The 25,197-nt window shown below is 65.8% G+C and carries 23 protein-coding genes; 12 read left to right on the top strand and 11 right to left on the bottom strand.

Annotation, left to right across the window (positions count from 1 at the left end):
• Window positions 1-89 precede the first annotated feature (89 nt).
• Window positions 90-902 (top strand): division plane positioning ATPase MipZ, encoded by an 813-nt coding sequence (locus KJP29_RS03260; protein ID WP_218462127.1) that lies wholly within the window; start codon window positions 90-92, stop codon window positions 900-902.
• Here the strand turns inward: KJP29_RS03260 and KJP29_RS03255 are convergent.
• The 3 genes from KJP29_RS03255 to putA form a co-directional block, all read right to left on the bottom strand.
• The gene (locus tag KJP29_RS03255; protein ID WP_218462126.1) at window positions 849-1,736 is read right to left on the bottom strand and encodes a metallophosphoesterase; all 888 of its coding nucleotides are present in this window, start codon (window positions 1,734-1,736) and stop codon (window positions 849-851) included. The two genes, KJP29_RS03260 and KJP29_RS03255, sit on opposite strands and share 54 nt — an antisense overlap.
• On the bottom strand, window positions 1,733-2,668 hold the full coding sequence (locus KJP29_RS03250; RefSeq protein ID WP_218462125.1) for a diacylglycerol kinase family protein: 936 nt from the start codon (window positions 2,666-2,668) through the stop codon (window positions 1,733-1,735). Before KJP29_RS03250 ends, KJP29_RS03255 begins: the two co-directional genes overlap by 4 nt.
• 124 nt (window positions 2,669-2,792) lie before the next feature.
• A complete protein-coding gene (gene putA, locus KJP29_RS03245) occupies window positions 2,793-6,185 on the bottom strand; it encodes a bifunctional proline dehydrogenase/L-glutamate gamma-semialdehyde dehydrogenase PutA (RefSeq protein ID WP_218462124.1) in 3,393 nt (1,130 codons plus the stop codon).
• Between the two features lie 111 nt (window positions 6,186-6,296).
• Between putA and KJP29_RS03240 the strand changes: the two genes are divergently transcribed.
• Window positions 6,297-6,758 (top strand): Lrp/AsnC family transcriptional regulator, encoded by a 462-nt coding sequence (locus tag KJP29_RS03240; RefSeq protein ID WP_218462123.1) that lies wholly within the window; start codon window positions 6,297-6,299, stop codon window positions 6,756-6,758.
• On the opposite strand, the gene KJP29_RS03235 is transcribed toward KJP29_RS03240, so the two are convergent.
• The 8 genes from KJP29_RS03235 to KJP29_RS03200 form a co-directional block, all read right to left on the bottom strand.
• A complete protein-coding gene (locus KJP29_RS03235; RefSeq protein WP_218462122.1) occupies window positions 6,743-7,363 on the bottom strand; it encodes an AAA family ATPase in 621 nt (206 codons plus the stop codon). The two genes, KJP29_RS03240 and KJP29_RS03235, sit on opposite strands and share 16 nt — an antisense overlap.
• A 48-nt stretch (window positions 7,364-7,411) precedes the next feature.
• Complete coding sequence (locus KJP29_RS03230) at window positions 7,412-8,590, bottom strand: alpha-D-ribose 1-methylphosphonate 5-triphosphate diphosphatase (protein ID WP_218462121.1); 1,179 nt, start codon at window positions 8,588-8,590, stop codon at window positions 7,412-7,414.
• A 62-nt stretch (window positions 8,591-8,652) separates the two neighbouring features.
• Window positions 8,653-9,498, bottom strand: a complete 846-nt coding sequence (locus KJP29_RS03225) for an alpha/beta fold hydrolase (protein WP_218462120.1) — start codon at window positions 9,496-9,498, stop codon at window positions 8,653-8,655.
• Window positions 9,495-10,550, bottom strand: coding sequence for a branched-chain amino acid ABC transporter permease (locus tag KJP29_RS03220; protein ID WP_218462118.1), 1,056 nt, complete (start codon window positions 10,548-10,550; stop codon window positions 9,495-9,497). Before KJP29_RS03220 ends, KJP29_RS03225 begins: the two co-directional genes overlap by 4 nt.
• A gap of 9 nt (window positions 10,551-10,559) precedes the next feature.
• Window positions 10,560-11,540 carry a branched-chain amino acid ABC transporter permease gene (locus KJP29_RS03215; protein ID WP_218462116.1) on the bottom strand — a complete coding sequence of 327 codons (981 nt, stop codon included), beginning with the start codon at window positions 11,538-11,540 and terminating at the stop codon, window positions 10,560-10,562.
• Between the two features lie 61 nt (window positions 11,541-11,601).
• A complete protein-coding gene (locus KJP29_RS03210; RefSeq protein WP_218462115.1) occupies window positions 11,602-12,315 on the bottom strand; it encodes an ABC transporter ATP-binding protein in 714 nt (237 codons plus the stop codon).
• A complete protein-coding gene (locus tag KJP29_RS03205) occupies window positions 12,312-13,076 on the bottom strand; it encodes an ABC transporter ATP-binding protein (RefSeq protein ID WP_218462114.1) in 765 nt (254 codons plus the stop codon). Before KJP29_RS03205 ends, KJP29_RS03210 begins: the two co-directional genes overlap by 4 nt.
• Before the next feature lie 67 nt (window positions 13,077-13,143).
• Entirely contained in the window at window positions 13,144-14,337 is a 1,194-nt protein-coding gene (locus KJP29_RS03200) for a substrate-binding domain-containing protein (RefSeq protein WP_218462360.1), read from the bottom strand.
• Window positions 14,338-14,437: 100 nt separating this feature from the next.
• On the opposite strand from KJP29_RS03200, the gene KJP29_RS03195 reads away from it, so the two are divergent.
• From KJP29_RS03195 to KJP29_RS03150, 10 genes are all read left to right on the top strand, one after another.
• Entirely contained in the window at window positions 14,438-15,046 is a 609-nt protein-coding gene (locus tag KJP29_RS03195) for a LuxR C-terminal-related transcriptional regulator (protein WP_218462113.1), read from the top strand.
• Between the two features lie 203 nt (window positions 15,047-15,249).
• Window positions 15,250-16,896: a glucan biosynthesis protein gene (locus KJP29_RS03190; RefSeq protein WP_218462112.1), complete on the top strand. Its 1,647-nt coding sequence runs from the start codon at window positions 15,250-15,252 to the stop codon at window positions 16,894-16,896.
• Complete coding sequence (locus KJP29_RS03185) at window positions 16,893-17,066, top strand: hypothetical protein (RefSeq protein WP_218462111.1); 174 nt, start codon at window positions 16,893-16,895, stop codon at window positions 17,064-17,066. The genes KJP29_RS03190 and KJP29_RS03185 overlap by 4 nt, the downstream gene beginning before the upstream one ends.
• A 12-nt stretch (window positions 17,067-17,078) precedes the next feature.
• On the top strand, window positions 17,079-18,869 hold the full coding sequence (gene mdoH / locus KJP29_RS03180; protein ID WP_218462110.1) for a glucans biosynthesis glucosyltransferase MdoH: 1,791 nt from the start codon (window positions 17,079-17,081) through the stop codon (window positions 18,867-18,869).
• Complete coding sequence (locus KJP29_RS03175) at window positions 18,856-20,055, top strand: OpgC family protein (RefSeq protein ID WP_218462109.1); 1,200 nt, start codon at window positions 18,856-18,858, stop codon at window positions 20,053-20,055. Before mdoH ends, KJP29_RS03175 begins: the two co-directional genes overlap by 14 nt.
• Before the next feature lie 73 nt (window positions 20,056-20,128).
• Entirely contained in the window at window positions 20,129-21,547 is a 1,419-nt protein-coding gene (locus tag KJP29_RS03170) for a homospermidine synthase (protein ID WP_218462108.1), read from the top strand.
• A 430-nt stretch (window positions 21,548-21,977) separates the two neighbouring features.
• Window positions 21,978-23,462: an FAD-binding protein gene (locus tag KJP29_RS03165; RefSeq protein WP_218462106.1), complete on the top strand. Its 1,485-nt coding sequence runs from the start codon at window positions 21,978-21,980 to the stop codon at window positions 23,460-23,462.
• A complete protein-coding gene (locus KJP29_RS03160) occupies window positions 23,459-23,866 on the top strand; it encodes a hypothetical protein (RefSeq protein WP_218462105.1) in 408 nt (135 codons plus the stop codon). The genes KJP29_RS03165 and KJP29_RS03160 overlap by 4 nt, the downstream gene beginning before the upstream one ends.
• The gene (locus tag KJP29_RS03155; protein ID WP_218462103.1) at window positions 23,863-24,903 is read left to right on the top strand and encodes a hypothetical protein; all 1,041 of its coding nucleotides are present in this window, start codon (window positions 23,863-23,865) and stop codon (window positions 24,901-24,903) included. The genes KJP29_RS03160 and KJP29_RS03155 overlap by 4 nt, the downstream gene beginning before the upstream one ends.
• Entirely contained in the window at window positions 24,893-25,195 is a 303-nt protein-coding gene (locus KJP29_RS03150) for a hypothetical protein (protein WP_218462101.1), read from the top strand. The genes KJP29_RS03155 and KJP29_RS03150 overlap by 11 nt, the downstream gene beginning before the upstream one ends.
• The last annotated feature ends 2 nt before the right edge of the window (window positions 25,196-25,197 follow it).

Raw genomic sequence — 25,197 nt, 5'->3', positions numbered from 1 at the left:
CACTGGTCGCTTCCCATTTCCGGCCTCACACCATATAGTGCCCCAAAGCGCGGCCAACGCGCGACTTCGGGCAAGTAGGGTATCGGCGCATGGCGCATATCATCGTCGTCGGCAACGAAAAGGGTGGGGCCGGCAAATCCACCGTGTCCATGCATGTGGCCACCGCGCTCGCACGGCTCGGGCACCGCGTGGGCGTGCTCGATCTCGACCTTCGGCAACGCACCTTCGGCCGCTTCATGACGAACCGCCGCGCGACCTGCGAGCGTGAAGGCGTGGAGCTTCCGACCCCCTCCTATCACGAGTTGCCCACGCTCGACGCTCAGTCCCTTGCGCCCGGTGAGAACCCCTATGACCGTCGCCTGTCGCAGGCCGTCGCCGAGCTTGATCCGCAGGTGGATTTCATCGTCATCGACTGCCCCGGCTCGCACACGCGGCTGTCACAGGTGGCGCATACGCTCGCCGATACGCTGGTCACACCACTCAACGACAGCTTCGTCGATTTCGACCTCCTCGCCCATGTCTCGCCCGACACCGACAAAGTGCTGGGTCCCTCGGTCTATTCCGAAATGGTCTGGAACGCGCGCCAGTTGCGTGCCCAGGCCGGGCTGAAGCCCATCGACTGGGTCGTGGTGCGCAACCGTCTGGGGGCGCAGGCGATGATCAACAAGGAAAAGATGGCCGCCGCCCTGGACAACCTTGCCCGACGGATCGGCTTTCGCGTGGCGCCCGGATTCAATGAGCGGGTCATCTTTCGCGAGCTTTTCCCACGTGGTCTCACGCTCCTCGACCTCAGGGATGTGGGCGTCGTCGGTCAGATGAACATCTCCAACGTCGCGGCGCGCCAGGAGCTAAGGGATCTTGTGAAGGCGCTGAACCTTCCCGGCGTCACCGTCACCTTCTGAACCGGGCCGCTTCGGCACCACGCCCTCGCCCGGCACCGCCACCAGTCCCTGCCCTTCGCGCCGGAAAACCGCCCGCGCCCGTTCCGCGAAATGCACCCCGTCGTGCTCGACCGCCATCCGGGTCACAGTCAGCCGACCGGGTTCCATGTCGAGCAGCGCGAAATCGTTGACCTCGCCGCGCAGACGCGTGGACAGGCTGGTGCCTGCATGGACCTGAATGGGCCCAGCCGGGTCGCCGGGGCGTGTCAGGAAGGCACCCGTGTGCCAGGTGTGCAGATGCCCCGAAAGAACCACGTCCGCGCCGCAGTCCTTGAGCCGCGCCAAGGCTGCCTCGCGTCCCTTCATCGGTGCCTTGTCGGCCGAAGGGTCCTGTTCGAAGGGATGATGCGCGACGAGGATGTGGAAACGGTCGTCCGACCCCTCGCCAAAGCGCTGGCAGGTGCGTCGGATGCTCGCCCCGCGCGCCACGCCGCGCTGATGCGCAAAGCGGTCGGCGGTGTTGATCCCCGCAACCATGAACAGCCCGTTTTCGTGGCAAGGCTCCAGATCGTAGGAGATCATCTCGCGGTACTTGCGAAAGGGTTGCAGAAATCGTGTCACCGGCTGGAAAAGCGGCATGTCGTGGTTGCCCGGAACGGCGAGCCAGCGCGCGCCCAGACTGTCGAGGAAATGCCGCGCCGCCCGAAACTCCCGCGTCCGCGCCCTCTGGGTCAGGTCGCCCGACACGACGACGAGGTCGGGGGCCACCTCCGTGACCGCCGCAACAAGGGGCTGAAGCAATTCGGGCCGGGTGCGGCCGAAGTGAAGGTCCGAGAGGTGGACGATCCGCTTCACGCCAAGGCCTCCCTGTCCTCTTCCTCGGGCACGACCAGATCTAGTGCCCCGGGCACCAGACGGATCCGATAGGGCCCGCGCATGGGTTCCTTTTCGCCGTCGCGCACGACGAGCCGCTTGTGTTTGCCGGGGTCGATCTCGATCTCCGTCCCGGTCACCAGCCGAAAATCGCGCCCCTCCTGCATCGCACCGACCGCCAGCCGTGCCGCGTGCTTGACCAGCCCCATGCGCCCGACATCATCGGCGAGGTAGAGCGCGAGCTTGCCACTGCGCACCGCATCCGCCCCGGCGAGCCCGAACCTTTCAAGCTGGAACGAGGAGTTTCCGACGAAGGCGAGCGGCGACTTCACCGAGATGCGTTCGCCGTCGACGTCGATCTTCATGGTCATCGGGTCATAGAACCTGATCAGCGCCCTGACGACGCTCCAATAGGCGGCTAGGCGCGAGCGCCCGAAGCGGCGATACGTGTCCTCGCGCTGCTTCAGGATCGCGGAATAGACCCCGATCGAGGTGTTGTTGAGGAACACCCGGTCGTTGATCCTGCCGACGGGGGTGGACACCAGACGACCGTTGCAGATCGCGCGGATCGCCGCTGCGCTGTCTTCGGGGATACCCACCGCGCGGGCGAAATAGTTGAAGGTTCCCAGTGGAATGACACCCATCGCTACGCCCGATCCTGCCATCGTCTGGGCGACGCCGCAGAGCGTCCCGTCGCCCCCCGCCGCAACCACCGTGGTCGCACCGGCATCGAGGGCCCGGCGCGCGACGCCCGGAAGATCGTCGCCTCGGCGCACCTCGTGCATGGTCAGCGTCCCACCCGCCGCTCCGACGCAGTCGGCGAGCGTGTCACGGATCGACACACCTTCCTCACGCCCGGAATTGGCGTTCACGATCGCATGTGTGGCGGTCAACACCGGTCTGTCCTTGGCCATCAGCATCCATGGGGCTCCATTACGGGTTCCCGATAGAACGAAAGACGGCGTGAAACGGTTCCACGATGGCGTGGCCGAGACGCAAGTGTCGCAGCGTCGTGTTCTAGGCGCGGACCAGACCGGGTCACACGCCCTGCGCGGCGAGAAGGTCGGCGTTCCCGCCCGCCGCCGTGGTGTCCACGCAGAGGTGCCGCTCGTGTGCCACATGGGCAAGGTCTGGCAGACCCGTCACCAGCGGCAGGATCGGCCCCTCACGTTTTGCGAGTGCCTGGGCGATCCGGCGCCCGCGCGTGGCGTCGCCCCACCACAACACGCCCGAAAACCCCTGGGCCGCCGTCAGGACCTCGAGCGCGCAGCCACCCGGCATCTCAACCGCGACGCCGCCCAGCGCCTCGACCGCCGCCGCCTGTTCCGCCGCCGCTTCGGCGCCCGGCCCGAGGCACAGGAGCGGGGGGCGCATAAGGGTTGTCAGCCGGTTCAACTCTCCCGTCGGGCCGGGTAGTTCGACCTGTGCGAGGACCCGCTCCACGGCCCCCGCCAGCGCCCGGTCCAAGGCCGTGCGCCCCATTTTCACGCCGCGCTCTGCCGAGACCTCCCCGACCGCCACGCGCCGGAACCGGGCCAGGTAATTCGGCCCGCCCGCCTTTGGCCCGGTGCCAGACAGCCCTTCGCCACCGAAGGGCTGGCTTCCCACGATTGCGCCGATCTGGTTTCGGTTCACATAGGCGTTGCCCACATGGATCGCGCCGGTCACCTCTTCGACGCGGCTGTCGATCCGCGTGTGAAGCCCGAAGGTCAACCCGAAGCCCCGCGCGTTGATCGCCTCGATCACGGCAAGGAGCTCCCCGGCGGCAAAGGTCGCGACATGGAGCACCGGGCCAAAAACCTCGCGCTCCAGCGCCTCGATCCCCGAGACGCGCAGCATCACCGGCCCGATGAAATGCCCCTGACCGGGCGCATCGGCGCGGTGGATCACCTGATCCTCATGTGCCGCCACGTAATCCGCGATACCGTCCCAGGCCTCGGCGTCGATCACCGGACCCACGTCGGTCGCAAGTTCCCAGGGGTTCCCCAAGACCAGCGTGTCCATTGCGCCTTTCAGCATCTCGAGCACCGTCTCGGCCACGTCTTCCTGCACGTAAAGGCAGCGCAGCGCCGAACACCGCTGGCCCGCCGACTGGAAGGCCGAGGCCACGATGTCGCGCACCGCCTGTTCCGGAAGCGCCGTGGAGTCGACGACCATCGCGTTGAGCCCCCCGGTTTCGGCGATCAGCGGCGCGCCGGGGGCGAGGTGGTCGGCCATCGCCTTTTCGATCCGCTTGGCAGTCTCGGTGGAACCGGTGAAGACCACCCCATCCACTCGCGCGTCCGAGGTCAGCATCGCCCCCACGCGCCCATCGCCGGGCAAGAGCTGCAAAGTCGCCCGGGGTACGCCCGCCTCGTGCAGAAGCCGGACCGCCATGGCGGCGACAAGCGGCGTCTGTTCGGCAGGTTTAGCGATGACCGCATTGCCCGTCACCAGCGCGGCGGCCACCTGCCCGGTGAAGATGGCGAGCGGGAAGTTCCAGGGCGATATCGCCGCGACCACGCCCAGCGGTTCGCCCGCCGGCTCTGGCCGCCCGGCGTAGTAGCGCAGGAAATCCACCGCCTCGCGCAACTCGCCTACCGCATCGGCCAGTGTCTTGCCAGCTTCCTTTGCGAGGACCGCGAAGAACTCCCCGAAATGCGCCTCGTAAAGATCGGCCGCCTTGAGAAGCACCTGCGACCGCGTCTCATGACCCGCATCCCAGGCCCTTGCCGCATCCAGAGCAGCCATCGCGCAGTCCCGGTCTGCCTCGATCACCTGTGCCACGACCTTGCCGGTCGCCGGGTCGACCACGTCTCGTGACGCCCCGGAGGATGCCCCCGCCGTCAACGGCTCGGCGTCGGGGATCGGCACCTCGCGCGATGCGAAGATCTGCGCGAGCGTCGCTTCGTTGGTCAGGTCGAAGCCCGCCGCATTGACCCGCTCCGGCCCGAAGATCCCCGCCGGGTGGGTGACCGCCGCCCGCGCCTTGGCGACGGTTTCGAAAGGATCCGCCGCGATTTCCTCCGGGGTCACGTCCTCGTCCACGATCTGGTGCACGAAGCTGCTGTTCGCGCCGTTTTCGAGGAGCCGCCGCACGAGATAGGCCAGAAGGTCACGATGCGCCCCCACCGGCGCATAGATCCGACAGCGCCCGCCTTCCTCGACCACGATGTCATGCAGCCGCTCACCCATCCCGTGCAGGCGCTGGAACTCGAAGTCCGCATCCCCCGCCATGGCCCGGATCGCGGCCACCGTATGGGCATTGTGCGTGGCGAACTGCGGATAGAGCCGGTCGGAATAGCCAAGGAGCTTCTTCGCGTTGGCGATATAGCTCACGTCCGTTGCCGGCTTCGTGGTGAAGAGCGGGAAGTCGGGATGCCCCATGACCTGCGCGCGCTTCATTTCCGTGTCCCAATAGGCGCCCTTGACGAGCCGGACCATGAAGCGCCGGTCGAGCCGCTCGGCGGTCGCGTGAAGCCAGTCGATCACCGCCCCTGACCGCTTGCCATAGGCCTGCACCACCACGCCGAACCCGTCCCAGCCGGCGAGCGTCTGATCTTCGAGCACCGCTTCGATCACCTTGAGCGACAAGGTCAGCCGGTCCTGTTCCTCGGCATCTATGTTGAGGCCGATGTTGACTCCCGCCGCCTGCCGCGCCAATCGGGCGAGCACCGGAACGAGCTCGGCCATCACGCGCGCCTCCTGCGCCACTTCGTAGCGCGGATGCAGCGCCGAGAGTTTGACCGAAATACCCGGATTGGCCGCGACACTTCCCTTCGTGGCCCTTGCCCCGATGGCCTCGATCGCCTTGGCATAGGCCGCTTCATAGCGCGCCGCGTCGCCGTAGGTCATCGCGGCTTCGCCCAGCATGTCGTAGGAATAAGTAAACCCCTGCGCCTCGCGCTTCTCGGCCCGGTCCAAAGCGCCCCTGATCGTCTCGCCCAGCACGAACTGCCGCCCCATCTCGCGCATCGCCTGTCCGACCGCGACCCGAATGACCGGCTCGCCCAGCCGCCGGACCAACCCGCGCAGCGTCCCCGCGACGCCGCTCTGGCCTTCGTCGAGCACCCGCCCGGTCAGCATCAGCGCCCAGGTCGAGGCATTGACCAGCGGAGACGACGCGTGACCGATGTGCTTGCCCCAGTCCGAGGGCGCGATCTTGTCCTCGATGAGTTCGTCGATCGTCTCGGCATCGGGCACCCTGAGAAGAGCCTCCGCGAGGCACATGAGCGCCACTCCTTCGTCCGTCGAGAGACCGTATTCCGACAGGAACTGCTCCATGAGCCCAGGCCGGGCCGACGACCGGATCCGCCGCACAAGCGCCGCTGCGTCCTGCGACATGGCCTTGCGGGTGTCGGAGGACAAATTCGCCTCGGCCAACAGGGCCGCGACAAGCTCGGCTTCGTCACGAAACTTTTCGGCGGGGAAGGTCTGGGTCATGTCGCGCATCGAATTCTCCGGTGATGTTGCGGAACGCTACCAAATTCGGGAGAGGCTTTCGGACCATAATCGACCAAGGTATAGTCTTTTCACCCGAACTTCTGCGAAGGAATAGACGAAATGGACGACCTCGACGCCATCGACAGGAAAATCCTGTCGGCCCTGACGGAGAATGCCCGGCTGTCCATCGTGGATCTGGCGCGACGCGTGGGCCTGTCCAAGACCCCGGTCGCCGCGCGGGTGAAGGCCTTGGAGGAGCGCGGCGTGATCGTCGGATACCGCGCCATTCTGGACCCCGAGAAACTCGGCCTGCCCCATGTCGCCTATGTCGAAGTACGGCTTCTGGACACCCGCCAGAAGGCACTGACCGAGTTCAACGAAGCGGTGCGCCGGGTGCCCGAGATCGAGGAATGTTACATGATCGCGGGCGGCTTCGACTATCTGCTCAAGGTCCGGTCCCGTGACATTGCGGATTATCGCCGAGTGCTGGGCGAAGAGATTTCATCGCTGCCGCATGTGTCCTCGTCCTCGACCTATATCGCGATGGAAGCGGTGGTGGAGCAGAGCTACGTGACGATTTGAGACAAGCGAAAGGCCGCCCGGATCGACCGCTCCCGCACGATCCGCCCATTGGGCAGATCGTTGGCATGGGCCCGATGGACCGCGTCCTCCTCGGCGTGACCATGCGCCCGCCAGCGCGCGACGAGCCGGCGCTCGAGCTCGTCTTCAGGCACGTCGAGCACCACGGCCAGATCGAACAGGGGATGACAGTCTGACCATGGCGCTTCGTCGAGCAGCAGGTAGTTCCCTTCGATCAGGTAAACATGCGTATCGGGTGCCAGCGTACCGCCTGTGGGCAAGGTGGCATCGGCGGCCCGGTCAAAGGTCGGGAAATGGGTCACCTCGCCATGGGCGAGGCGATGGACGAAACCGACGAAAGTCTCGGCGTCAAAGGTCTCCGGCGCGCCCTTGCGTGGATAGAGGTTACGGGCGTTGAGCCAGTCGTTGTCGTGGTGGAACCCGTCCATCGGGATCGCCTGCGCCCTCGGCGTGCCTTGAGCCAGTCGTTCTGCCAGCGTCGATTTCCCGGACCCCGGCGCCCCGGCGATGGCGACGAGGTACCGCGCCCGCCCCCGCGCCGCGCGGCGGACGAGGTCGGCAAGCTGATCCTCTGTGATCACGTCCATGTGCGAAGGCTCGCATGTCTCTGGCCGAAGAGGCAAGAGTGTCGCCACCTACTCGGCGGCGAGGGCGAACCGGGGAGCCGCGTCCAGGAACCGGAGCGCCGCGCCCCCCGTGAGATGCGCGATGCGCCCCGCGACGAGCGTCGCCTCGATCCGGCGGGTTACGGGGTCGATCACCACCAGATCAGCACGTTGGCCATGGCTCAGGTCGCCTCGGTCAAAGACGCCCATGATCCGCGCCGGGGTGTCGGAGATCATCGCCCAGGCGTCCGAAAGACTGCGCTGGCCGCTGTCGATCAGAGCGAAGGCCGCGGCGGCAAGGCTCGCGGGGTGGTCGCGGGAGGCAAGTGCATCGCAGAGCCCCTTGGACAGAAGCGCCTGCGCCGAAACCGCACCGGGCCGGATGCCGCCGCGCGTGAGTTCGGAGGCGTCGAGCACGATGGGATCGCCGTTCGCCCGCGCCACCCGCGCCGCCCCCGCGCGCACCGGACAAAGCGCGAGCCGCGCCCCCATCATGCGGAACTGTTCGCGGGTCTCCCCGTCGGCGTCGTCATAGCTGCCATAGGTCACGCCCAGCTTGTCGAAGGCCTTGGCGAGGGCGAGCAGACGGCGGGGCACCTCGGCCTCGCGGTCCTTGGCGGCACGGAGCCGCTCGATGTAGTCCTCGATGGCGATGTCCTCGGCCTCGGCCCAGGCGGTGAGCTTGTGGGAAGCGCGAGCCGCGGCGACGATGGCATCGGGGAGTGCGTTGGCGAAGATCACGCTGTCCACGCCGTGCCCTTCGATGAGACGAAGGAGCCGTTCGCGGCAGTCCGCCAGATGGGTCTCGGCAAGGATCTGAAGGCGCAGGTTGGCCCGCCCGTCGTAGCGCTCGAGGGCATCGGCCATCGCCTCGGCCTGATCCGGACCCAGCCGCCCGCCGGCCCAGCTCCAACCCTGTGCGATCCACTGGGTCGTCACGCCATGCGCGACCGCTTCGGCGTCCATCGCAGAGAGAGCGAGGTCGAGCGGCAAACGGGCGCCGGGGCGCGGGCAAAGGTGCCGGGGCAGCGAGGTGGAATGAATGTCGACGATGCCCGGCAGAATCATGAACCCGGTCAGATCGACTTCGGGCAGACCGTCGATGTCGGCCGCCATCCTTCCCCCGGCGAGTGCGAGGGGGCGTCGTGTCAGTTCGCCGCCCACCAGGGCCGTCGCACCGGCCAGGCGCAGCGGGGGGAGAATTGTCATAATCGAACCTGCCAAAGTCGTTTTGGCGCTTTATGGCAAAGGAATGTATCGCTTCCGTGACGTCAGGTCAGAAAGCCGTAGTCACGAAGAACCGGCGCCAGACCATCCCAGTCCGCCCCGGTCGACAGGTTCGGCGCATGACCGTAGCCCTCCATCACGAGGACGCGCGGCGCGGGTCCGGTTGCGGACATGCGCGCGGCGATCCCCTCGGTCAGAAGATCGCTGTCGGCACCCCGGATGACCAGCGTCGGGGCCGTGATCTCCTCCCAGGCTGGCCACAGGTCCATCATGCCGCGATTCGATTCGAGCACCGCGATGAGGCGCGGGTCGTAGTGGATGGTGAGCTTTCCGTCGTCGCGGCGGCGCACGCTCGTTTCCGCCATGCGCGACCAGAAGGAGTCGTCCGCAGGACCGAAGGGCACATAGACCTCGCGCAGCCAGCGTTCTGCCTCATTCACGGTGTCGAAGGTCGGAAGCTCGGAGGAATAGGTGACGATCCGGTCCATCGCAGGCGTCGGGACCTCCGGGCCGATGTCGTTGATGACCAGCGACGCGATCCGGTCCGGCGTCTGGCTCGCCACGGTCATACCGATCTGACCGCCCATGGAGGTTCCGATCCAGCGCACCTGGCGCATCCCGTAGAGGTCCATCATGGCGCGGGCGATGTCGGCGTAATGCGGCAGGCGGTAGTCGTCTTCCGGCGCCTCCGACCACGACGACATCCCCCGCCCGATCGTGTCGGGGCAAAGGACGAAATGGGTGTCGGCCAACCGCGCGGCAAGCTCGTCGAAGTCCCGCCCGGTCCGGGCGAGCCCGTGCCAGCAGATGACCGGCGGCGCGCCCGGGTCGCCCCATTCGGTGACGTGAAGTTCGTGGCCGAGCAGCGGCAGAAAACGCGAACGGCTCATTTGCGGCGCCCTTCGATGATCGTGCCCGCGATGCCGGCCGGGAAGAAATAAACGAGCAGGATAAAGGCGAGGCCCAGCCAGAGAAGCCAGCGGTCGGGGCTCAGAAGCTCGGGCAGGAGCGGCAGGTTCGCCGTCGCGCCCGAAGCCACCTCCATCAGGTCGCGCAGGTAGTATTGCGCCATGACCATCAACGTCGCCCCGATCACCGCGCCCCACATGGTGCCCATGCCGCCGATCACGACCATCAGGAGAATGTCGATCATTATCGCGAAGGAGAGCGTGGTTTCCGGCCCGGTATACTTGAGCCAGGTGGCGTAGACCCCGCCCGCGATGGCGGCGGTCACGGCGGTGATGAGAAACACCGAGGTGCGGTATGCGACGACCCGGTAACCGATGCCCTCCGCCCGCGCCTCGTTTTCACGGATGGCTTTCAGGACCGTCCCGAGTGGCGAGCCCACGATGCGCAGCATGGCCCAGAAGAGACCCGCCGAGATCGCGAAAACGAAATAATAGAGCAGGAGCTTGCCGTTCATGCGCACGCCCGCGATTTGCATCACCTTGCCGTCGGCGTCGGAGAGGATCTTGGTCGCAGGCTTGAACACGGACTGCACGGAGTAGGTCATCCCGTCCTCGCCCCCGGTGAAGCCCGACAACTGGCTCGCCAGCACCAGCGCGACCGAAGCGGCGGCGAGCGTGATCATGGCGAAGAAGATGGCCTTCACACGAAGCGACAGGAGCCCGATCAGGACCGCGATCACGGCGGCGACGAGCACCCCCGCCCCGAGCCCAAGCACCCAGGGCCCCCAGCCCGCGCCAAGTTCCTTCATGGCGATGGCGACACCATAGGCACCGAAGCCGAAGAACATGACATGGGCAAAGCTGACGATGCCGGTGTAGCCGATGAGCAGGTCGTAGGAGGCGACCAGCACGATGAAGACGCAGATGCGCGCGGCGACCTCGATCTGGCGCACGTCCTGGAACAGGAAGGGCGCGAAGAGAAGCAGGCCCCAGATGGTGAGCGCGATGAGCTTGACGATGGTCTTGCGGTTCATGGTGTCACCTCACTTCACGGCCGGCGCGAGGCCGGAGGGCCGCCAGAGCAGGATGGCCATCATCAGGAGCATGTTGGAGGCCAGCGCCAGTTTCGGCGCGAGGAAGCCCACGTAGTTCTGCATGAGCGCCACGATGATCGCCCCCAGTAGCGTGCCTTGGATTGACCCAAGCCCGCCGATGATCACGACGATGAAGACGATGACCATCATCTGCGCGCCGAGCGCGGGGGTGATGATCGTCTCGTATCCGGCCCACATCGCACCGCCCAAGGCAGCGAGCGCCGAGCCCAGCATGAAGACGACGATGAAGATCCGGTCGATGCGAAACCCCAGCGCCTCGACCATTTCCCGGTTCTCCACGCCCGCCCGGATCAGAAGCCCCATGCGCGTGCGATTGAGCAGGAAGAAAAGCGCGGCATAGACCACCGCGCCGAGCAGGAAAGCGAACAGGCGATAGATCTCGAGCGAGGACTGTCCGATGATCATCGTGCCTTCGAGGAAATGCGGACGCGGCACGTTGATCGGCGATCCGCCCCAGGTGGCGAGGATCAGTTGCTCGGCCACGATGAGCGCCCCCATGGTGATAAGGATCTGGCGCAGGTGGTCCTTGTAGACCGGCTTGACGATCACGCGCTCGAAGAACCAGCCGGCAAGCGCCCCGAAGGTGATCGCGGCGGCGAGCGCCAGCGTAAAGGCGAGGATGTTGAGCGCGATGCTGTCCGAGGTGAGCCAGCCCCCGAAATAAGCCAGCACCGAGGCCGCGATGAAGGCTCCGAAGCTCACAAAGGCGGAATGGCCGAAATTGAGCACGTCCATCAGGCCGAAGACCAGCGACAGGCCCGAGGCCATGAGGAAGATCATCATCCCCATCGACAGACCCGCAATGGTCAGCGTGAGCCAGGACGAGGGCGCGCCGATCAGCACGAAGGCAAGCGCGGCGATGACGAGGGGGAGCAGGAACACGCCCCCGAAGCGGTCGAGTTTGCCCATCAGGCGGCCTCCCCGTTGGAAATTAAGGTCTGATCCGTCGGTGCGACGTGCTGCATGGTCATCACGCCCCCTCCGCCGACAGGCTCAGAAGCCGGTCCTGAAGTACCTGATCCGCGACGAAGTCGGCCATGGTGCCACTGTGGACGACCTTGCCGTCCTCGATCACCGCCATGTCGCGTCCAAGCGACTTGGCGAAGGCGAAATTCTGTTCCACGAGAAGGATCGTCGTCTGGGCCGAGATTTCCCGGAACGCCTCGCCCATCGCCGCGATGATCGAGGGCGCGAGGCCCTTGGTCGGCTCGTCGATGAGGATCAGGTCGCGCGGCTCGATGATGGCGCGGGCGACAGCGAGCATCTGTTTCTGCCCGCCCGAGAGGCTCCAAGCCTGCTTGTCCCAGAATTGCTCGAGCGCCGGGAAAAGCGTGTAGATCCGCTTGAGCCGGGTCTGGTCGAATTTGCCCTTGGCTGTGGCCAGCACCATGTTCTCGGCCACGGTCAGCCCGCCGAAGATGCCCATGTTTTCCGGCACGAAGGCGATGCCCTTCTTCGCGATGTCGCTCGCGTGAAGCCCGGCGATATCTTCGCCCCGGAACATCACGCGGCCGGACTGAGGCTTCCAGAGCCCCATGATCGACCGCAGGGTGGTGGTCTTGCCGGCCCCGTTGCGGCCGAGAAGGACGAAGACGCCGCCCTCGGGCACGTCGAAGGTGACGCCGTGGAGCACCGAATACTGGCCGATGGAGACGTCGATGTTCTGGACGGACAGAAGGTTCATGCCAGTTCCCCCGCGTTCCCAAGGTAAACATCCTTGACGATCTGGCTCGACATGACCTCGCCGGGGTCGCCGTCGGCGATAAGCTCGCCGTTGTGCAGCACGATGATCCGGTCGGCCAGACGGCGCACGACGTCCATCTTGTGCTCGACCAGAAGGACGGTCTTGGTGGTGTCTTTCTTGATTTCGGCGATGAGGTTCAGCACGTCCGGCGCATGATCGAGGCTCATCCCCGCCGTGGGTTCGTCGAACATGTAGATGTCAGGCTCCATCGCCATGAGAAGCGCCACCTCGAGCTTGCGCTGATCGCCGTGAGGCAGGAGCGCGGCCATCATCTCGGCCTTGGGTTCGAGGTTCGTGGCGCGCAGGTAATGCTGGGCCTTGTCGGTGAGCGACGACAGGCTTTCGACCCGCTGGAAAAACCGCCGCCCGTCGCCTGACTGCGCCTGAACGGCAAGGCGGATGTTCTCGATCACCGAGAGGCGCGGGAAAAGGTTGGTCAGTTGGAACGCCCGTCCGACACCCTTCTTCGCGCGGGCCGAAGGCGACAGCCGCGTGATGTCTTCGCCGCCCTTGAGGACCTGACCCGCCGAGGGAGCCAGCTGCCCGGAGATCATGTTGAAGTAGGTCGTCTTGCCGGCGCCGTTGGGGCCCACGATGACGGTCAGTTCACCGGGCCGGAAGTCGCAGGAGACAGCGTTCACGGCGGTATGGCCACCGAACCGGATCGTGAGGTTCCAGGTGGAAAGGGATGGGGTCTGCATGGGATATCGTCGCCTTCTTGGGCAACCTCGGGCGGCAGGATGGCCACCGCCCGAGGCCCGGTTCCGATCAGTTTTCGCGGCCGATCGGAATGTTCATCATGTCGGGGGTGATGATCTCGACTTTCTCGGGGATCGCCCACTCGACGGCGTCATCGACCTTGATCTTGAAGTGCAGCATGGATTGCAGCGCCTGGTGATCTTCGGGACGGAAGGTCATTTCACCCTTCGGCGTATCCCAGGACATGCCTTCCATGGTGGCGATGAGATCCTCGGTCTCGAGCGAGGGCGAGGTTTCCAGCGCCTTCACGACCGCGAGCGCCGCCGCCATGCCGCCTGCCGTGAAGAAGTCCGGCGGGCCGTCGAAGCGCGACATGTGCTCTTCCACGAGCCAGTCGTTGATCGGGTTGTCGAAGCCTTCGTAGTAGTAGTAGACTGCGCCTTCCATGCCGGGATAGGCTTTGTAGCCCACCATGGCCGGAAGGATGTTGCCACCGAAGGACAGTTCGATCCCGAAGCGGGAGGGGTCCATCGCCTGCAGCTTGCCGGGCGCGTCGCCGGAGCCTGCAACATAGATCAGGATGACTTTGCGGCCTTCCTTGTCCTTGAGCGCGTTGAACAGCCGTTCGCCCACGGCGGTGTAGTCAGCGGTGCCCTGCGCCACGTATTCCTCGGTCACGACCGTCGCGCCGGTGCCTTCGAGCGCCGATTTGAACGCCGCGATCCCGTCACGGCCAAAAGCGTAGTCCTCGGCCAGCGTGGCCACGAAGAGGTTTTCATCGGGCTTGAGCGCAAGGGCCTGCGCCTGCATGTCCATCGAGGAGTTGCGCGAGGTCTTGAAGACGTAGCGGTTCGATTCCGGCCCGGTCAGGCTGTCGGCCACGGCGGGCTCGACGAGCAGGATCTTCTCATATTCCTCTGCGATCGGCAGCATCCCGGTGGTCACGCCCGACGAAGTGGCGCCTACTGCGAGCAGGACGTCGTCGTCGGCATAGGCTTCGGCCAGCACCGCGCGCGCCACGTCGGGCTTGAACTGGGTATCCTTGTAGATGATTTCGATCGGTCGGCCGTTCACGGCCATGGTCCCGTCGGTGGCGTATTCCAGACCCATCTCGAACCCGGTGTGGGTCTGCTTGGAAAAGGCTTCGAGGGGGCTCCCCGACATGCCGTGAATGAGCGCGATCTTGATCGGTTCACCATCCTGCGCGAGCGCAGGCGCGGCGAGACCGGCAGCGACCGTCAGCGCGGCGAGCGCGCGTTTCATGAGTTTCATGTTATCCTCCCTAAGGCATCCGTCCACCCGCGCAGATTGACCCGGCACGGGCGTGATGTACTGTGCGCCAAGGCTCGCCAAACCGAAGGAAATGAACAAGTTGGGGAAAATACGTATAGACGCGGCCTATGCGGCGAAGGACTTCGCCGCCCTCGCCTATGAGTTTTCCCCGGTCGGTCTGGTGATCACGGAGGCGCGGGTCATCCGTGGCTGCAACCCGGAATTCGAGCGGATGTTCGGCTATGCGCCGGGGGAGTTGACCGACGCGCTTTTCGAGGTGCTCTATCCATCCAAGGACGAGTTCGTGAAGATCCGCGACCGTGGGGTCGAGGATCTTCGGGCGACGAACACCTACTGGGACGAGCGGGTGATGATGCGCAAGGACGGCACACTCTTCTGGTGCCGCACGCGGGGCCATTCGCTCACCCCCGAGAACGATCCCCTGGGCCGTGCGGTCTGGAGTTTCGCCGACCTGTCGGGCCATCGCCCCTATCAGCCGCTCACCCCGCGCGAACGCGAAGTGGTGAACCTTCTGGCCGAGGGTATGACCTCGAAGGAAATCGCGCGGGAGCTCGAGATCAGCCCGCGCACGGTCGAGGTGCACCGCGCAAAGCTTCAGAAGAAATTCGCCGTGACCAACACCAACGCGCTCCTGCAAGCGATGTCAGGGGTCCCGCCCGAGCGGATCGTCGCGCGCTGATCCGCGCCGATTGCAAGGCTGTCATGCAACAGGCGCAGGGCAAAATCGCTGATGATCTGCAGTTGCCATATTTTGCGGCAAAAGGTCGCCTATGCGCGACCGTTTCCTCGGCAAAGCAGCGCCACGGCCAATAATCCCATCTTGATTTCCGCACTGCGGCATAAGAATTTCTTACGCTAAACCAGCAAGTTGTGGAGTTTCATTTGGCCAAGCCGATTCGCGGTATTCAAAGACGCACCACCCGCCGCGAGGTGCTGACCGGCCTGATGACCTCTGCCGCGGCGCTTCCGCTTGGCTGGGCGGAGCGCGCCTGGGCCCAAGATGCCAGTGCGACCACCGAGGACGTGGCCGTGACCGCCGCGCCCGAAACCGAAGTCAGCGCCCCCACGACGCCCTTTTCCTTCGACTGGCTGACCGAGCGCATGGCCACCGCCGCCTCGGGCAATCCGGAGCCGCGCGAGCAGATCGACGGGTTCCTGACCGAGCTCGACTACGACGACTACCAGCGCGTCCGCTTCAACCGCGCCCGCAACCGCTGGTCCGATGACGAAAACGCGCCTTTCCACCTCAATGCCTTCCATCTGGGCTGGCTCTTCAACGAGCCGGTGCACCTTTACCTGATCGAGAACGGCGAAGCGGTGCCGATGCCCTTCTCGACTGCGGACTTCGACTATTCCGACGTGAAGGCTACGGTGCCCGAGAACTTCGAGATGGCCGGGGTTGCCGGGTTCCGGCTGATGACGCCGATCAACCGCGCCGACCACTTCGACGAGTTGGCCGCCTTCCTTGGGGCGAGCTATTTCCGGGTGCTCGGGCGCGACACGCTCTACGGGTTGTCGGCACGGGGGCTCGCAGTCAATACCGGCATGTCGGACGGCGAGGAGTTTCCGCGCTTCACCGAGTTCTGGATCGAGAAACCCACCCCCGGTGCAGAGACCGTGACGCTCTATGCCGCGCTGCGGTCCGAAAGCGTGACCGGCGCCTATCGCTTCGTGCTGCGCCCCGGCGAGACGACCAAGGTCGATGTGACCGCGCGCCTCTTCATGCGCCGCGACGTGCAGCAGCTTGGCGTGGCGCCCTTGACGTCGATGTTCCTTTTCGGTGGGGCCGATCCCGGCGCGTTCCAGGACTTCCGACCTGCGGTGCATGACAGCGATCACCTGATCCTGAACACACGCGGCGGCGAAACCTATGTGCGGCCGCTGGTGAACCCGTCGCGGCTTGGCAATTCCTACCTCTCGGCGCAGGACCCGCTATCTTTCGGTCTCGTGCAGCGCGAGCGTGACTTCGACCAGTTCCTTGACGCGCAGGCCCATTACGAACGCCGTCCGTCGCTGATCGTCGAACCGCTTGGCGACTGGGGCGCAGGGTCGGTGCGGCTGCTCGAAATTCCCTCGGACCTCGAAGGCAACGACAATATCGTGGCCTATTGGGTGCCCGGCAATCAGGCGCGTGCGGGCGATGCCTTGGAGTTTTCCTATCGGCTGCACTGGGGCCTCGCGCCTGAGGGCGATCGCAATGGCGAACGTGCCCAAATCCTGCGCACCCGTGTCGGAAAAGGCGGCGTTGCCGGGGTCGAAGACGCCTCGGACGCGATCAAATTCGTGATCGACTTCAAAGGTGGCACGCTCGGGGAACTTCCCTCCGATGCGGACATTGAGCCGAAAGTGACCGTGCTTCGGGGTGAACTCACGCAGGCGATCCTGTCGCCGGTCTCGGGCACCGACCTGTGGCGTCTGGTGATCGAGGCCGTGCCGGGCGCGCAGGGGTCGATGGAACTTCAGGCGGCGCTGTCCGGTTATGGGCGGTCTCTTAGTGAAACGTGGCTTTACCAATGGGTGAGCGAATGAACGACATGACGAAATTCGATACGTCGCCCTTGGCGTTGTCCGACGACCCCGCGCGCTGGGCCCCGCCCGAGGCGCCGATCGACATGCCGCGTCAGGTGCTCGAAACCACCGGCGTGCGCTTCGACATTGCGACGCTCCTGCGGGTGCTTCTGCCCCGACAGCGCACCTGAGGCCGCTTTACCGTGACAACCCGAACGCACCTTCCCCCGGATCGACGCACGGTCCGGGTTCGCGCCGTGGCTCTGGCCTTCACGGCCTTCGCCGCCATCGGCGCGGCGGTCATGGTCGCGGATGCCGGCCAACAGGACGGCTGGCAGATCTGGGATGCGATGCGGGTGGGGTTGATCCTCGTCACCACCGGATGGCTTGCCTGGGGGGCGGTACTGGCGCTGACCGGCCTCTGGCCGCGCGGGCGGCGCGCGGTCCTGCCAATGCCGCGCGACTATGGCGCGACGGTGGTGCTCGTGCCGATCTGCAACGAAGACCCGGTGGCAACCTTCGCGCGCATTGCCGCAATGGATGCGAGCATCCGCTCCGAGGCGCTCGACATGGACATCGTGATCCTGTCGGACACGCGGTCCGAGGCCGGACAGGCCGCTGAACAGGCCGCCTTCCGGATGCTCATCGCGGAAACGCAGGGCGCCGGGCGCATCTTCTACCGCAACCGCACCGACAACCGGGGGCGCAAGGCGGGCAACGTCGAGGACTTCATCCGGCGATCGGGCGGGGCCTATGTCTACGCCGTGACGCTCGATGCCGACAGTCTCATGTCGGGGTCTGCACTGGGCCAGATGGTCGCGCGGATGGAGGCTGATCCGAAGCTCGGGCTCTTGCAGACCCTGCCGCGCATCGTCGGGGCCGGGAGCCTGTTTGGCCGGGCCATGCAATTCGCGAGCGCCTTCCACGGCCCGGTCTTCACCCGGGGGCTCGAGCGGATGCAGGGGGCGACGGGGCCCTACTGGGGCCACAACGCGATCATCCGGGTTACGGCATTCGCCCAGTCCTGCGGGTTGCCGGAACTGTCCGGACGGCCCCCATTCGGCGGACATATCCTGTCGCACGACTATGTCGAGGCCGCACTTCTGGCGCGCGGTGGCTGGCGCGTGGTGGCCGACAGCGGGATCGAGGGGAGCTTCGAAGAAGGGCCCGAGAACGTGCTCGCCTATGCCAAGCGCGACCGGCGCTGGTGCCAGGGCAACCTCCAGCACATCCGGCTGCTCATGGCGCCGGGGCTTGCCGGGTGGAGCCGATATGTGTTCGTTCAGGGCATCTTCGCCTATGTCGTCTCGGTGCTATGGGCCGCCTTCCTCGTCACCACCATCGCGGGCACCGCTTTCGCGCCGGAGCCCGATTATTTCCCCGACCCATACCAGCTTTTCCCGGTTTTCCCCTCCGACCGCTCGCGCGAGATCACGGCGCTGGCGCTCGGGATCATCGGGATGCTGATCATGCCGAAGGTGGCCATCTGGATCACCTCGAGCCTGAGCGGGCGCAGCCGCAGCTTTGGCGGCGCCGGTCGCTCGGCTGTCTCCGTCGTGACGGACATCCTGCTTAGCTCGTTCCTCGCGCCGGTCATGCTCGCCTTTCAGACCCGGGCGGTCATTCAGGTGGCGACGGGACAGGATGGCGGCTGGCCGGCCCACGCCCGGGGCGAAGGGGCGCTGACCCTCGGTCAGGCGGCGCGCGCGTCCGGATGGATCGCGCTCCTCGGACTGACGGCGCTTCTGGTCACGGCACAGCTTTCTCCGGGACTGATGCCCTGGCTCCTGCCCGTGACCCTGCCCATGATGGCGGCGCCGATCCTGATTTCCTGGTCGTCGCAACCCGCACGCGGCAAGCTTTTCGCCGTGCCGGAAGAAGCCGAGGTGCCCGATGTGATCGCGCGTTATCGCAGCATTCACGCCCGCTGGTCGCGCGCCATCTCGCCGCGCACCGAACCGGGGCTGACGGAGGGCCATCATGTCCCGGCCTGAGACACCGACGATCGACACGAAACGCGCCCGCGATCCGCGGATCGACGCCTTTCGCGGGCTCCTGCTCGCCATGATCTTCATCGACCATGTGCCGGGCAACCCCTATGAAAGCTGGCTCACGATCCGCAACTGGGGCTTCTCGGACGCGGCGGAGAGCTTTTTCATCATGTCGGGGATCGCGGCGGGGATCGCCTATTCCGGGCGGCTGACCGATGGGATCACCAGCCTCTGGCAGGGGATCGCGCCGGTGTGGAAACGCGCCTGGGTTCTGTATCTGTCGCATATCTTCCTGACCATCGCGGGCATCGCGATCTTTGCGATCGGGGCCAAGATCTTCTCCGAGCCGTCGCTTCTGATGAAGAACAACCTGCGGCAGGTCTTCATCAACACCGACGACGCACTGATCGGGATCGTGACGCTGGGCCACCAGATCGGCTATGTGAACATCCTTCCGGCTTATTCCGCGCTGCTTCTGGCGGCGCCGCTGGTCATCGTGGCGGGGCGGCGCTGGCCGTGGCAGACCTTCGCGGTCTCGCTCGCGTTCTGGTTCGTCACCGGCCTGTTCCGGCTCAATTTCCCGGCCTACCCAAACCCCGGCGGCTGGTTCTTCAATCCTTTCGCCTGGCAGTTCATCTTCGTCGTCGGGCTCCTGTCGGGCATGGCCGCCCGGCGGGGCGACAGCTTCGTGCCGAAGTCGCGGGCGCTGTTCTGGATCGCGGCGGGATGGCTCGTCTTCGTGCTGGCCTGGCGCTATGTGCCCGGGCTTGGGCCGTTCATGAACGCGCGGATGGCGGACCTGCGCGACATCGGGTTCCCCTTCCACGTCACGAGCCATGACAAGACCTTCCTGCCGGTCCTGCGGATGACCCATGCGCTGGCGCTCGCCTATGTGGTGGCATCCCTTCCGCTGGTGCGCCACGCCTGCGCCCATTGGGCGGCCGAGCCGCTGCGGGTGATGGGGCGGCAGGGGCTCTTGATCTTCTCGGCCGGGGCGCTTCTGTCGCTCGCCGGGCAGGTGCTGCTGCAAGCCTATCCCGACCAGCCGCTGGTGCCCTGGCTCTACATCCCGGCGGGCATCCTCGCGCTGATCGCCATCGCCTGGCTAGGCGACTGGAAACGCCGGATCGGCCAGCCGGAGGCGCGGAGCCTCGTCGCCAAGGGACCGCGTCCGCTACCTGCGGAGTAGTCCCCGAGACTCGCAACCCGCGCGGGCCCATGCTACCCCCCGCCCCAGAGGCGCGGATCGCAAAGGAGGCCCCATGACGAATTATCCGAACTACGGCCATATCGACGGCCCCATCGTGATGATCGGTTTCGGCTCCATCGGGCGCGGGACGCTGCCCCTGATCGAACGCCATTTCGACTATGACGCCAAGCAGTTCGTGGTGATCGAACCGTCCCATGACGCACATACGTTTTTGACCCAGCGCGGCATCCGCCACGTCGAGGAAAAGGTAACGCGGGAGAACTATCGCGCGCTTCTGTCAGGCCTGTTTCCCGACGGGAAAGGGTTCTGCGTGAACCTGTCGGTCGACACGTCGTCGCTCGACATCATGAAGCTCTGCCGTGAGCTGGGCGTGCTCTACATCGACACCGTGGTCGAGCCTTGGGAGGGGTTCTATTTCGACACGCCCGACAACGCGGACCGGACGAACTATGCCCTGCGCCAGACCGTGCGCGACGAAAAGGCCCGCAATCCCGGCGGTCCGACGGCGGTGAGCTGCTGCGGGGCCAACCCCGGCATGGTGTCGTGGTTCGTGAAAGAGGCGCTGATGACCCTGGTGTCCGACACCGGGCGATCGGACCCGATGCCGACGAGCCGCGAAGACTGGGCGCGGCTCATGCAGTCACTGGGCGTCAAGGGCGTGCATATCGCGGAGCGCGACACGCAGAAGTCCTCGCAGCCCAAGCCCTTGGGCACCTTCGTGAACACATGGTCGGTCGAGGGCTTTATCTCGGAGGGGTTCCAGCCCGCGGAACTGGGCTGGGGCACGCATGAGACGTGGCTGCCGGAAACGGCGCACAGCTATGACACGGGGTGCCAGGCGGGGATCTGGTTCGAGCGGCCCGGCGCGATCACGCGGGTGCATACCTGGTGCCCGACGCCCGGTCCGCAATACGGGTTTCTGGTGACGCACAACGAGGCGATCTCGATCTCGGATTACTACACCGTGGGGGCGCCTGATGCGCCGGCGTATCGCCCGACCTGCCACTATGCCTATCGCCCCTCGGACGACGCGGTGCTGTCCTTGGAAGAGTGTTTCGGCTCCGGCGTGACCCAGACCAAGCACCACATCCTCGACGAGAACGAGATCATCGGCGGCAGGGACGAGCTGGGCGTGCTGCTCTACGGGCACGAGAAGAACGCGCTCTGGTATGGCTCGCGTCTGAGCATCGAAGAGGCACGGGAGCTGGCACCCTTCCAAAATGCGACGGGGCTTCAGGTGTCCTCGGCGGTGCTCGCGGGGATGGTCTGGGCGCTCGAGAACCCCGAAGCGGGGATCGTCGAAACCGACGAGATGGACCATGTGCGCTGCCTCGAGGTGCAACGTCCCTATCTCGGCCCGGTCGAGGCGCATTACACCGACTGGACACCGCTCGCGAACCGCTGGACGCAGTTCGAGGAAGACATCGACGAGAGCGATCCCTGGCTGTTCCGGAACGTGCTGGCGAGCTGAGGCGGGTCAGGCAGCGGGATGACCTTCAGGCCGCTGGGCCATGGGGATGCCGAGGCCTTGGGCCGACCACGATTCTAGGATTCCGGAATCCTAGAATCGTGGAATCCTTGGAGCGTGAGCGTTTTCAATCGCTTGCCATTCTGAGGCCTTTCGCAAAGGTTAAGATTGTTAGACGACCTTCGCCCGACGAGTGGCGAACGGACCGGCCAGAACTGCCGCCGAGTGCCTGCCTCGGAGCGAAAGCGGGCGCGCCGACGAGGCTTCGAATGCCGCTTGCGCGGCATCCGACCGACTTGGGGAGAGGCTCTGCCTCTCCCCAAACCCCTCACCGAAGTATTTGAGAAGCAGTGAAGAAGGCGCTGGAATCGCGTCTGTTTTTGCGGGTGTTTTCCGTTGCGCCTGATAGGGTGCGGAAAACGGAGGGATGGGCATGGCAATCACGCGGCGGGCGCTGTTGTTGGGCACGGGAGCGGCCTTGGGATATGGCGCGGCCTGGCTGACGGGGGCGAAGCTGCCGGTCTTCGACGGTGTGGCCCTGATCGAGCCGGCGGCAGGCGACACGGTCCTGAACGATGCCTCCACCTTGTCGGCGACCCCTGTCGCGAAACATGTCGTCCTGCGCGATGGTCCCGGCGAGGCGCTGGTCTCTGCCATCCGTGCGGAACTGCGCGAGGCGCAGGAAAGCGGGCGGCCCTTCAACATCGGGGCTGCGCGGCATTCGATGGGTGGTCAGGCGATCCCTGCGCGGGGCCATGCCGTGACCTTCGACAACGGCTTCGTGGAGGTCGACAGCGAGACCGGGAGATATCTCTGCCACGCTGGCGCGCGCTGGTCCGAAGTGATCGCCGCGCTTGATCCAGTAGGCCTGTCGCCCAAGGTCATGCAGTCGAACAACGATTTCGGGGTGGCCGCGACCTATTCCGTCAACGCCCACGGATGGCCCGTGCCCTTCGGGCCGATGGGATCGACGGTCATCAGCCTACGGATGGTCTTGCCCGACGGGGAGCTTGTCACGGCCTCGCGGCAGGAGAACCCGGAGCTCTTCGGGCTGGCGATGGGGGGCTACGGGCTGATCGGGGCGATCGTGGACATGGAGGTCGAGGCCGCGCCGAACACGCGGCTCGTGCCGAGTTTCGACCGGTTGCCCGCCGAGGAATACGCGCCTGCGCTCCAGAAGGCGCTCGACGATCCGAATGTGACCATGGCCTACGGGCGGCTCAACGTGGAGCGTGCGGCGTTTTTCGAGGACGCGCTCCTCATCACCTATCGCGAGAGCGCCGATCAGGCGGATCTGCCCGAGGCCACGGGCTCGGGCTGGGTCAGTCACGCCGCGAGCCGGATCTATCGCTGGCAGCTGGGCAACGAGCAGATGAAGCGGCTCCGGTGGTGGCAGGAGACGACGCTGGGGCCGATGGTCGCGAGCGGGCCGGTCACACGCAATTCGCTCATCAACGAGCCGGTGGTGACGCTCGACGATCGCAACCCGAGCCGGGTCGATATCCTGCATGAGTATTTCGTGGGCTTCGATCGCTTCGGCGACTTCCTTGCCGCCTGCCGTGCGATCATTCCGGCTTCCTACCAGGAGTTCCTCAACGTGACGCTACGCTATGTCGCCACCGACGCGGAGTCCGTGCTCACCTATGCGCCGGTGCCGCGCATCGCCGCCGTGATGTCCTTCTCGCAGGAGATGACCGAACGGGGCGAGGCCGACATGGCGCGGATGACGCGGGAACTGGTGGAGGCGGTCATCGCCATCGGTGGCACCTATTACCTGCCTTATCGCCCGCATCCGACGCAGGATCAGCTTGTCGCGGCCTATCCGGCGGCCCCCGACTTTGCCGCGGCGAAACGGGCGCTCGATCCGGGGCTGACCTTGCGCAACCTTTTCTGGGACCGTTACTTCAGGACGCTATGACACGGCTTCGCTACATCTGTTTCGGCTATTTCGTCGCGCTCATGCTCGCGGCGTCGGTGAACTACATCCCCGGTCTGACCGACGACGAGGGACTCGCCTTCGGGATCTTCGCGCTCGACCTCTATGACGACGCGCTCCACGTCGCCTCGGCGCTTTGGGCGCTGATCGCGGGGTTCATGAGCCACCGGGCGGCACAAACGTTCCTCATTCTTTTCGGGGCGGCCTATCTGGGCGACGGGGTCTTCGGGTTCTTCACCGGTTGGGGATATCTCGACATGGGGATCTTCACCAACGAAAGCCTCGGCATGGACTGGTCCCTGCCCCGGCTCTTTGCGAACCTGCCGCATCTGGCGCTCGGTGGTTTCGCACTCTGGGCCGGGGTCACAGAGACGGGTGGACGATGAGGCGGCTTCTGCGCTGGGGCCTCAGAGCGGGTCTGGCGATCGTGCTGATCGTCGTCGTGCTGATGCTGCCCGTCGCGCGCAACGAGCTCTCCTGCACCGCGCCAGTGGAAGCGCAGTCCTATGTGCCCCTTCTGCCCGAGGGACAGCGGCGGGCAGAGGCGCGCACGCTCATGACCTATCCCGAATGGCATATCGTCCATGCCTACGACGACTACGGCCGGGTGATCGCGGACGGCGACCCGCACGACTTCGGTTATCTGCGTGCCATCGGCGGTTACTGGTCGTCGCTCTGCGCCCTGACCAAGGCGTCGGGCGCCTTGGGCGGCGTCGATGGGTCGACGAAACAGCTTGTCTATGTGATCGGGGTCAGCTTCACGGCGGAGCTTCTGCTCAAGGCTGTTTACGAAGAAACGCTGGGGCGCATCGCGACCTGGATCGGGGGGCGGGAGCGCGCGCCACTCGATGAACTGTCGGCGCGGCAGGCGGCGGACTATGCGCGGTTCCTGCAGCAGACCCCGTGGTATCTGTGGGATTTCGACGGCGCACAGGCGGAACTGGCAGCGGCATCGACGGGTGTCTTTCGCGACCGGGAACGACGCTTTGCATTGGGCGTCGAGAACCGGGCCAAGGCCGCTTACGCCGCGGCCATCGCGGCGGCGGTGGCGGCGACAGGCAACGATGCGCTGACCCTGCGCATGGTCGTGACAGGTGCCTTTCCCCTGCCCGAGGGCGCGAGGGAGGTAGGCACCCTGCCCGAAGGACCGGTGATCGAGACGCCGCGCTACCGGGTGCTGACCGGGATGATCGACCGGATGGCCACGCAGGGTGCGGAGTTTTTGGAGATCGCGGGCAATGACGACATCCTCCTGACCGCGATTTCGCCCGAGCCGGAAGTGGCAGGGGCGCTCTTCAGCTTTGCGCGGCAGGGCTATGGCGATTATCGGCACCTGATCCTCGTCAAGGTGGCCGATCTTGCGTCAACGCTGCGTGGCCTGTCGGCGCGGGGGCTCGTGCTCGAGCATGTCCATGACTATTAGGCGGATTGCGCTTGGGCTGGTGGCGATGGTCGCCGGCTGGGTCCTGGTGCTGGTGGTGGTGGGGCTTGTGTCGGACGCCGCCCCGGCCCATGTGGTGCTCTTTCCCGGACAGGGCTTTCTGGCGGAACTGCCCGACGGCGTGGCGGTGGTGGACCGGTCGCCGCTGAGCGTGAGCCTGCGCTCCGATCCGCCGGGGCCGACCGGCCCGCTCTACCGGGCCGGGGCCTTGATCGTGCTGCCTGCGGGGTTGCCGGGATGCCTTCCCTTGCCGCAGGCGATGCGCCCGCGCTGACG

Source organism: Maritimibacter sp. DP1N21-5, assembly GCF_019218295.1.
GTDB lineage: Bacteria > Pseudomonadota > Alphaproteobacteria > Rhodobacterales > Rhodobacteraceae > Maritimibacter.
The sequence above is the reverse complement of the archived record's forward strand: the minus strand, read 5'-3'. Positions and strand labels throughout refer to the sequence as shown.